The sequence below is a fragment of the Micromonospora sp. LZ34 genome, assembly GCF_052981855.1.
Genome location: NZ_JBRIQN010000102.1, coordinates 1 through 8,032 on the forward strand (window position 1 = coordinate 1; position 8,032 = coordinate 8,032).

The 8,032-nt window shown below is 69.0% G+C and carries 12 protein-coding genes and 1 pseudogene; all 13 read right to left on the reverse strand.

Annotation, left to right across the window (positions count from 1 at the left end):
* Positions 1-791: 791 nt before the first annotated feature.
* The 13 genes and pseudogenes from ACVCAH_RS36935 to ACVCAH_RS36995 all read right to left on the reverse strand — a co-directional run bounded on the left by ACVCAH_RS36935 (position 792) and on the right by ACVCAH_RS36995 (position 7,744).
* Positions 792-2,075, reverse strand: coding sequence for a tyrosine-type recombinase/integrase (locus ACVCAH_RS36935; protein WP_447140851.1), 1,284 nt, complete (start codon positions 2,073-2,075; stop codon positions 792-794).
* Complete coding sequence (locus tag ACVCAH_RS36940) at positions 2,075-2,281, reverse strand: excisionase family DNA-binding protein (RefSeq protein ID WP_447140859.1); 207 nt, start codon at positions 2,279-2,281, stop codon at positions 2,075-2,077. The genes ACVCAH_RS36935 and ACVCAH_RS36940 overlap by 1 nt, the downstream gene beginning before the upstream one ends.
* A 155-nt stretch (positions 2,282-2,436) precedes the next feature.
* On the reverse strand, positions 2,437-2,928 hold the full coding sequence (locus tag ACVCAH_RS36945; RefSeq protein WP_447140860.1) for a replication initiator: 492 nt from the start codon (positions 2,926-2,928) through the stop codon (positions 2,437-2,439).
* Positions 2,883-4,025, reverse strand: coding sequence for a replication initiator (locus tag ACVCAH_RS36950; protein ID WP_447140852.1), 1,143 nt, complete (start codon positions 4,023-4,025; stop codon positions 2,883-2,885). Before ACVCAH_RS36950 ends, ACVCAH_RS36945 begins: the two co-directional genes overlap by 46 nt.
* Positions 4,022-4,678, reverse strand: coding sequence for a hypothetical protein (locus ACVCAH_RS36955; protein WP_447140853.1), 657 nt, complete (start codon positions 4,676-4,678; stop codon positions 4,022-4,024). Before ACVCAH_RS36955 ends, ACVCAH_RS36950 begins: the two co-directional genes overlap by 4 nt.
* A gap of 21 nt (positions 4,679-4,699) precedes the next feature.
* Positions 4,700-4,912 carry a hypothetical protein gene (locus tag ACVCAH_RS36960; RefSeq protein WP_447140854.1) on the reverse strand — a complete coding sequence of 71 codons (213 nt, stop codon included), beginning with the start codon at positions 4,910-4,912 and terminating at the stop codon, positions 4,700-4,702.
* Complete coding sequence (locus ACVCAH_RS36965) at positions 4,909-5,190, reverse strand: hypothetical protein (protein WP_447140855.1); 282 nt, start codon at positions 5,188-5,190, stop codon at positions 4,909-4,911. Before ACVCAH_RS36965 ends, ACVCAH_RS36960 begins: the two co-directional genes overlap by 4 nt.
* Positions 5,187-5,534 carry an RRQRL motif-containing zinc-binding protein gene (locus tag ACVCAH_RS36970; protein WP_447140861.1) on the reverse strand — a complete coding sequence of 116 codons (348 nt, stop codon included), beginning with the start codon at positions 5,532-5,534 and terminating at the stop codon, positions 5,187-5,189. Before ACVCAH_RS36970 ends, ACVCAH_RS36965 begins: the two co-directional genes overlap by 4 nt.
* Positions 5,535-6,310: 776 nt before the next feature.
* Positions 6,311-6,733, reverse strand: a complete 423-nt coding sequence (locus ACVCAH_RS36975) for a DUF6197 family protein (RefSeq protein WP_447140862.1) — start codon at positions 6,731-6,733, stop codon at positions 6,311-6,313.
* A complete protein-coding gene (locus tag ACVCAH_RS36980) occupies positions 6,730-7,011 on the reverse strand; it encodes a DUF6197 family protein (RefSeq protein WP_447140856.1) in 282 nt (93 codons plus the stop codon). The genes ACVCAH_RS36975 and ACVCAH_RS36980 overlap by 4 nt, the downstream gene beginning before the upstream one ends.
* A gap of 22 nt (positions 7,012-7,033) precedes the next feature.
* Positions 7,034-7,180 (reverse strand): annotated as a pseudogene (locus tag ACVCAH_RS36985) (DUF6197 family protein); the annotation flags it as partial.
* Between the two features lie 154 nt (positions 7,181-7,334).
* Complete coding sequence (locus tag ACVCAH_RS36990; RefSeq protein ID WP_447140857.1) at positions 7,335-7,526, reverse strand: hypothetical protein; 192 nt, start codon at positions 7,524-7,526, stop codon at positions 7,335-7,337.
* Positions 7,523-7,744 carry a hypothetical protein gene (locus ACVCAH_RS36995; RefSeq protein WP_447140858.1) on the reverse strand — a complete coding sequence of 74 codons (222 nt, stop codon included), beginning with the start codon at positions 7,742-7,744 and terminating at the stop codon, positions 7,523-7,525. The genes ACVCAH_RS36990 and ACVCAH_RS36995 overlap by 4 nt, the downstream gene beginning before the upstream one ends.
* Positions 7,745-8,032: the final 288 nt, after the last annotated feature.

Here is an 8,032-nt window from a genome sequence, read left to right on the forward strand (position 1 = left end):
GCCGACTATTTCGACACGCGCATCGACAAACAGCGCAGGGCCCGAAACCTCGCCACGCAACTCCAGGCCGTCACCGGCCAAAAGATCACCATCCGCGACGGCAAGGCCATCATCGCCGAACCCGAAGCCGCCTGACCCAAGCCACCCACACCCGGCTCCGCTGCGCTGCGCCGGGTGCTGCCGCCTGCCCACTCACCATTGGATTTTCGGGTCTGACGGTTCGTAGATGCCCGGAGGGTCCGCCGCAAGTCCGCAAAGTGCCCTGTCACCATCAGGCAGTGGAGGTCTACTTGCTCCTCGTGCCGGTGCCAGCCGATGCGTGCGAACCCATACACGTACTGATTGCTGCGGAGCGCGCGACGCATGCCGCGCGAGCAGCTCGGGAGGCCGGGGTACGCCGAGTGCGTTGGCAAGACGCCCTTCCCGCACGCGACGCCAACGATCGGGCTGTCGCGCTGGCCGAACCTGGCGTGATCTTTTGGTGCCCCTGGGGCGAGGAGCCACGTGTCTGGCGGCGCATTCCGCCCGGCACCCCCATCCGATCATCACTGGAAAGCGGGTGACCAACTGGGTGACGATCGGGACGGACGCCAGTGGACGAGCGGGGACATTGATGGACGGTTCCAGCAGTTCAAAGCCCACAAAGCGGCAGGCCAGAGCCCTATGTTGGTTGCCTGGGGGTCAAGGGGTCGTCGGTTCGAATCCGGCCGTCCCGACGCAGGTCAAAGGCCATTCGGGATCTTCCGGATGGCCTTTTCTGATCTTGTACAGCAGCGAAGTACAGCAACGGCTCATTGATCGAGGCTCTGACCGAGCTTCCGCAGAGCCTCCCGGGTCGCCTTCGATGAGACCTGGCTGTAGATCTCCATCGTGATCGAGAAGTCGGCGTGTCTCAGGATCGCCATGGCGACCCGGGGATGCACGTCCAAGTCGACCAGCAGCGAACCGCAGGTGCGCCGGGCGTCGTGAACGGTGATCTTTGGGACGGCGGCGCGGGCGATGCGGCTGTCGTAGGAGCGGTTGAAGTTCCGCGGCTCGACTGGCAACCCGTAGCGGGTCGTGAAGATCATGCCGGTGTCGTGCCACGCCTCGCCCGCCTTCTCCCTGGCCGCCTCCTGTTGCCGATAGCGATGCCGCAGCGCGGTGACGCAGATGGCCGGCAGGGGTAGGGGAGCGTCGGACTCCTCGGTCTTGGTGGCCCGGTGCAGGAGTTGGCCGCGTACTCGTTGGAGCTGCTTGTCGATGACGAGTCTGATGTCGTGGTCGTCGCGGCAGTGCTCGCAGAACTCCTCCCCATGTGGGACGCAGGGCTTGTCCCAGCCCACCCACTCGATGCGGTCCCAGGTGAGCCCGAGGACTTCGCCCTTGCGTAGGCCGAGCACGAGGACCAGGACGTAGGCGGCGTAGAGGTAGTCGTCGCCGTCGCGGGACGATTCCAGGAAGGCGCGGGCCTGCTCGCTGCTCCACGACTTCCCCTTGCGCGCGCGGATCGGCGGGAGCTTGACGAGTGCAGCGACGTTCTTGGCGACCAGCTCCTCCACGACGGCTTGGGAGAGCGCGGAGCGGAGAACGGCGCGGATTCCCTTGACCGTCCGGGCCGAGGGGAGATCCTGGCAGCACCGCCCGACCGCGCAGCATTTCCGGTTCTTCGGTGGCCGGCGTTCATCCTTGCCCTGGACGCAGCACTGGCAGGTCTTGGCGACCTTGTTGAGCCAGGTCTGGACCTCCCGCACGGACAGGCGGCCGTCGAGCCGCTTGGCGCCGAGGCCGGGCACGATGTAGAGGCGGGTCAGCGTCTCGTAAGTGGCGTAGGTCAACGGCGCGAGATTCGGCTCCACGATTTCGGCCAGCCAGTAGGTCATGTAGTTCGCGACAGTGGGGACGTTCGTGGCGACCGGCCCGGCCTTGGCTTGCTGGTGTAGCCGGACCCACTTCTCGTGGGCCTCCTCTCGCGTCTTGCCGTAGACGTACTTGCGGGCGCGTTTGCCGTCGGGCTTGGTGACCCAGACGTAAGCGGCGAAGCCATTCCGGTACGGGAAGATCGAGCCTTCGCCATTGGCGCGTTTGCCGGGCATCAGGCCGCCTCCTCCCGATCGATCTGCGCTTGGATGTACTCATCGATCCATTCGGGCAGGATGCGTCGGTACTTGCCGTCCTTGATCGAGCGCAGTTCCCCGGTGGCGATCTTCATCTTCACTTTCGACAAGCCGTAGCCAAGGATCGCGGCGACCTCGGCGGGGGAGTGCCACTTGGGCACGATGGGGGCTGGGCTCCCGTTCATATGGTGCCTCCTTCGGTGGATGAGGGGGTGTGGGTGCAGGCGGTTGCTGCCGTCGTCGGGGCGGGTGCTGCTGTACATGCCGGGACCGGGCTGGTGCTCATGTCCGCTGTGGAGTTGTCAAGGAACAAGCTCACGGGGTCGTTGACACGTACGTGTCAAGCGGCCAGGGATCGGGTGGCGGTCCGCTGCTGCGCCAGCTCGTCGGCCAGGGCATCGAGGCCGGCAAGGTGTCGGGCGCGGGCCATTGCTGCGGCGGTGTTGGCCAGGAGGGCGTCGCCGGTGGTGATCCAGCCGGTGGCGTGGTAGCCGAGTTCGTAGATGACCTGCTCGGCTTGCTCGTCGTCCCAGTTGTGGGGGTGGCCTTCGGTGCGGCGCCAGATGGTGCGCTGCATGCGGATGAAGCCGAGGGTGGCGGAGAAGGCGCGGCTCTTGGTGGTGATGTGGCCGCCGTAGCCGAACTGGTGCGCCCACCGCCGCAACCGGGTGTAGTCGGGGTGCTCGCCGAGGTCCCAGCAGGCCCGGATGAGCCGTCCGAGGTGGGTGCGGGGGTCGCCGTGAACGTCGACGGAGAGGTCGTCGACGCGGCGCAGGCTCAGGCCGGTTACTTCGGTGCTCTTGGTGACGTACTTGGCGATGTAGCCGGTGATCTGAGCGAGGTGACCTCACCGCCGGGGGCGTTGACGTGCTTGATGTCCAGGCCCTTGTCGCCCCACGCGATGTGCCAGCCCTCGCCGCCGTTGGCCGGGTGCGGGGCCGAGGTATAGGCCGTCTTGACGAAGGCGGCCCGTGCGGCTTCCTCGAACATGTCGCGGGTGATCTGACGGGGTGGGGGGACGATCGCGCCGGGGCAGTCGGGGTTGTGGCCGTCGAGGCGGATGAGGGCGTGGTAGTGGATGACGCCGCGTACCTGAAACTCGTAGACCTTGATGTAGCGGCGGCGTAGCTCGACGCCGTGGGCGCGGCCGAGGCGGCGTAGCTCCCGGTCGACCTGCTGGATGGTGCGGCGCCACAGCTCGGGTGCTTCGTGGTTCCACACGACTTGGGCGGTGTGGTCGTAGCAGTCCAGGCACAGCGGCTGCCCGAGCTGGCCGTCACCGGCTTTGTGTCGCTGCCCGCAGCGCAGGTGCACGCCGTGGGGGCAGGTACGGCCGAACGGGTGGCAGACGGAGGCGCGGCAGGTGCAGCCGTCCTTGCGGCGGCAGTCCGCGGCGTGGGCCTTCACGACCCGGTGGTGCACCGGCCCGAACGAAGGGGCGGTGGCGGTGAGGAAGATGGCGATGTGCTCGTGCAGGGGCGGCAGTCCCCACCGGTCACCTTGGAGGCCGGCCTTGATGAGGTGGTAGGTGTCCCGGCGGTAGACCTCGGCGCATGAGGGGCAGACGGCGGCGCGGCGGTTGCCGCACGGGGTGTAGATCGCTCCGTCGGGCATGTCCTCGGTGTCGATGGTGGCCATGCGGTTGCCGTCGCGGTCGTTGACGTGGATCTGCCCGGCGAGGCGGATGGGGTGCTTGCACGCCGAGGCGGCGCGGACGTGGCCGAGCCAGTCCGGGTAGTCGGGGTCCTGGGCACGGGCGCGGCCGGAGGCGACGGTGCGGGGGTCGTGTCCGCGTACCCAGCCGTCGTCAGCGGGGCGGGTGGAGGTCGGGGTGGCCCAGGGCCAGTAACCGGCGCCGGGCTCGGCGGAGGCTCCCGAACCCGGGACCGTGGTGGTCCCGGGTGCGAGAGGCAGCGTCGAGGAGGTCACGCGGTGGCTCCCACGGCAGTGCCGTTGTGCTGGTGGTCGTTGATGGTCGGTTGGTTGGTGAGGGCCGTAAGGAGGTCGGCGGCCGTGTTGGTGGGTACGCGCAGCCGGACGGCGAGCTGGCCCGGGTTGATCGGTTCACCGTGGGCCTTGGCGTGCGCGGCGGCGACGAGCCGGGCGTTGGACAGCAGCGCGGGCGGCAGATCGGCGGTTACCGGTTGCGGCGCCACAGGTGCCGGGGTCGTGTCGGTGCCGGTGGTGTCCGGGGTCGGCTCGACCGTCGTCGGGGTGTCGGTGTCCTCGCCGGAGGTGGGCGGGTTGACGGGTTCGATGGGTTGGGTGTCGGTGTCGGGCGCGGGGTTGGTGGCCGGGGTCCCGGCGGCCGGGCGGACCAGCGGCGAGGCGGGCATGTCAGGTGACGGGGCCTCAGCGGTGGTGGCCGGCGCAGGTGCCGGGACGAGTTCGGGCCGGGTGGTGCGGTTTCCGGTGGCGAGGAGGGCGGAGGTGGCCATGAGCATCAGGCCATCCACGGCGAGGGGACCGAACCAGACGACGAGGGTTTCCTCGTTGTAGTGGTCGAGCAGTCCGGACAGGTGCCGGTAGGACACGAACGCGGCGACCAGGGCGACGGGCGGCAGCCCGACCCAGCGCAGCACGTTCCAGCCCCAGCCCGTCGGCTAGGGCGTGCGAGCAAGGATCTCGATGGCGATGAACAGGAACAGCGGCCACACGACCGCGGAGACCACGGCTCCCGGCTCCGGGCTCCAGTCGGCCGGAGCGTTCGTCGGGGCGATGAACGAGTGGGCGATGTTGGCGGCGACGGACACGAGTCCGCCGGAGAACGCGCCGATGTAGGCGTAGACGCGGCCGTTCTTCTTCGTGGTGGTCATGACGCCGCCTTCGGGTCGGTGGCGCGTTGCTCGGCGTGTATGCCGGTGAGTCCGCCGCGGATCGCCTCGCAGGTGGCGCAGGGGTCGCCGTGACCGGCAGTGCAGTCGGTGACATGGGCGTCGCGGATGATGCGGATGGACTCGGCGTAGTAGCCCGAAAGGAACGATTCGAAGGCCAGCGGGCCGCGCTCGGCGAAGTCACGGGCGATAGTGGTGACGGCGTAGTCGTCGGGAGTCATGCGCTGCTGGGCAGCGACGTTGGCGGGTGAGTCGGTCATCGGGCACCTCCTGAGGTGCAGTCGAGGCATGCGCCGGTGCGACGGGGGATGTAGTAGGGCTTGACCTGGCCGCAGGTGGGGCAGGTGCGCCGCGCGGTGAGCGCCTTGTCGATGGCCCCGCGTTGGGCGGCGGTGGCTGTGCGCTTGGGTCGGGCGAGGTCGAGGCGGTAGAGGTAGGCGACGCGCTTGCCGCGACGCCACATCAGTTGCGCGGCGGGGTCCTGGCCGCCGGGGCGCAGCTGCCGGGCGCGGAGCTGGCGGCGGGTGAGCAGCCCGTCGGGGGCGAGCTTGAAGGGGTACGTCGGCAGGCCGTAGCGCTCGCCGGTCGGGTCGTAGAACACCATCGGGTCGTCGTCCTCCCGGTCGGCGTAGTCCTGGTCGTGGTCGTCGTCGCCGGCAGAGGCGCCGGTGGTGAAGGTGGGGTGCTCGTAGGTGTCCCGGTCGACGTCCTCGGGCAGGAACGCCGCCGAGCAGACGGCGCAGACGATCGGCCCCTCTTCGAAGGCCGTGGTGGAGATGCGCAGCTTGCGGGGGCATTCGCACTCGCAGGCCACGCCGTTGTTGTTGTTCGTGCGCTGCTTGCCCTCCCCGGTGGGTTCGGGGTGGCGGTAGAAGCGCAGCGCGTCGGTCAGGTCGGCGATGACGGCCCGGTAGCGGGCGCGGGTGATGTCGGTGAGGGTGCAGGGGGAGTAGCCGAGCTTGTCGTCCTTGGTCTTAGACATGCCGAGTTCCGCGGCGAGCGTGGAGAACTTCTTGTTGTGCCAGCGGCCCTGGCGGGAGGTGTCCTGGATGCCGCGGACGTCGGCCAGGGCGTGGGTGGCCTCGTGCAGCAGGGTGGTGAACACGGCTTCGGGTTCGCGGGACAGGCCCTCGCCGGAGATGAGGATTTCGGGGAGTTGGGTGTCGCCGTGCTGCCAGCGCAGGGCGGCGAAGTGGCCCCACTTCATGCCCTGGGTGGGCTTGGTGGGGGAGCCGGAGCCGACAACGAGGACGGCCGCCGGGACCTCGGGGTGCTGGTTGCGAATGGCAGCCCAGGCGACTTCCAGGGTGCGGAGCAGGGCGGCGGTGGAGATGTCGTCTTGACACGTACGTGTCAGGTCGGGGGTGTGGGCGGCGGTGCTCATGCGGCCCTCCGGATGGTGTGCTTGCGGTAGGCGATGGCGGCGGCGCACAGCGCCTCGATAACGTCGCCGGCCGTGCGGCCGGGCAGGGTTTCCCAGGCGAAGACCGGGGCGTGGAGTCCGGCGTAGCCGACGGCGATGAGGTAGGTGTTGAACCACTCGACGGCGGCGCTGTAGGTGTGCTGGTCGGCGTCGGTGACGCCGGTGAGATACCAGCGGGGCTGGCCGAATACGGCCGCTAGGATCGCGCCGATGATTGACGCCGGGTAGGTGCCGGTGCGGTGGCAGGCGCACTTCGCGGTGCAGCCGTCGTGGGTGTCGTAGAGGCCGGTGGGGGTCCAGCCGTGGCGGCTCAGGTAGAGGGCGGCGCGGTCGAGGATCGCGTGGACGTTGCCGGTCGGAAGGGCGGCGACGGTGCTCATCGGGCACCGAGCCAGGCGAGGAAGCCGTCGCGGGTCGGGAGCTGCTCGTTGCCGTACGCGTGCTCGGCGTAGGTTTCGAGCTCGTCCTCGGTGGCGTGGTCCCAGTCGTAGCTGTCGGCGGCGGCCCGGAGGGTCGCGATGACCTGCTCGGCGCTCTGACCGGGCCGGTCGTTCCAGGACAAGGGACAGGTCGGGTCGTCGTCCTCGGTCTTTCGAGGCTGCGACTCGTTGAGGTCGAGGAAGTCGGAGAGGGCGTCGAGAGCGGTGGGTGTAGTCACGCGCGCCGGGCTTGGCCTTGACGTCGTGCGGAAGCCAGATGCAGCGGCCGTGAGCGGCCATGCCGATGGCACCGGCAGCGCAGGCCGGCGGGAACGGGGTGTCGTGGGTGACGCGGTAGACGCCTTGCGTCCAGCCGTGCAGTTCGAGGTAGCGGGCGGCGCAGCGCATGATGTCGGCCGGGTCAGGTCGGCCAGCGCGCCGGAGGTTTGCGGCTGTTGTTGGGTAGGGTTCACGGCGGCCACGTCCTTTCGTGGGCGTTGGTTGGTGGCCGACGGGCCGGGTTCGCTTTCTCAGGGCAGGTCCCGGTTCGTCGGCCGTTCCTCTATCGGTCGTGCAGGTGGAGCCGGAGGAACACCCGCTGCCGGTTGTCGTGCGGTCCGGCGGCGGTGGGTGCGGAGCGGAAGACGAGTACGCCCGCGTGGCGGGCAATGGTCGTGAGGGCGGCGATGTCTTCGTCAGTGCCGACGAGCACCAGGTCTAGGACCCGGGTCGGGACAGCGGTCCGGGTGCTCATGCCGCCACCGTCGTTTCGGTGGTCGGGATGTCGGTGCGAGTGTGGCGGCGGGTCCAGGCGGCGTAGTCGGCGACGCGGATGATGTCGGCGTCGGTCATGTAGGCGGCCTTGACGAGGTTGGGGATGCCGCCTTCGGAGATGAGGTAGCCGGCGCCCTGGTTGTTGGGGTCGATGGTGTTGGAGGAGTAGCCGCGGGCGGCCCAGCCGTGCCCGAGCACGATGTCGGAGGAGACGTCGGTGGTGCAACGGCCAGGAATCGTCGGCGGTTCAGTGGGTCGCTCAAGCCGAACTCGACAGCTTGGCCATCCACCCGTCGATGCGGCTGCGCATCGAACACGGCTACGAACGACGAGCAGAGCCTTTCATCGGCTGATCAACTATGCGACGCTGTGTCCGCAAAACGGCGTCCAGTAGCGGAGCCTCAGCCCTCCAGGGCCCCGGCAAAGTCGTGAGGGGTGTCCGGCTTGAGGTGGTTGGTGTAGACGCGCCCTGGGTGTGGGTAGCGG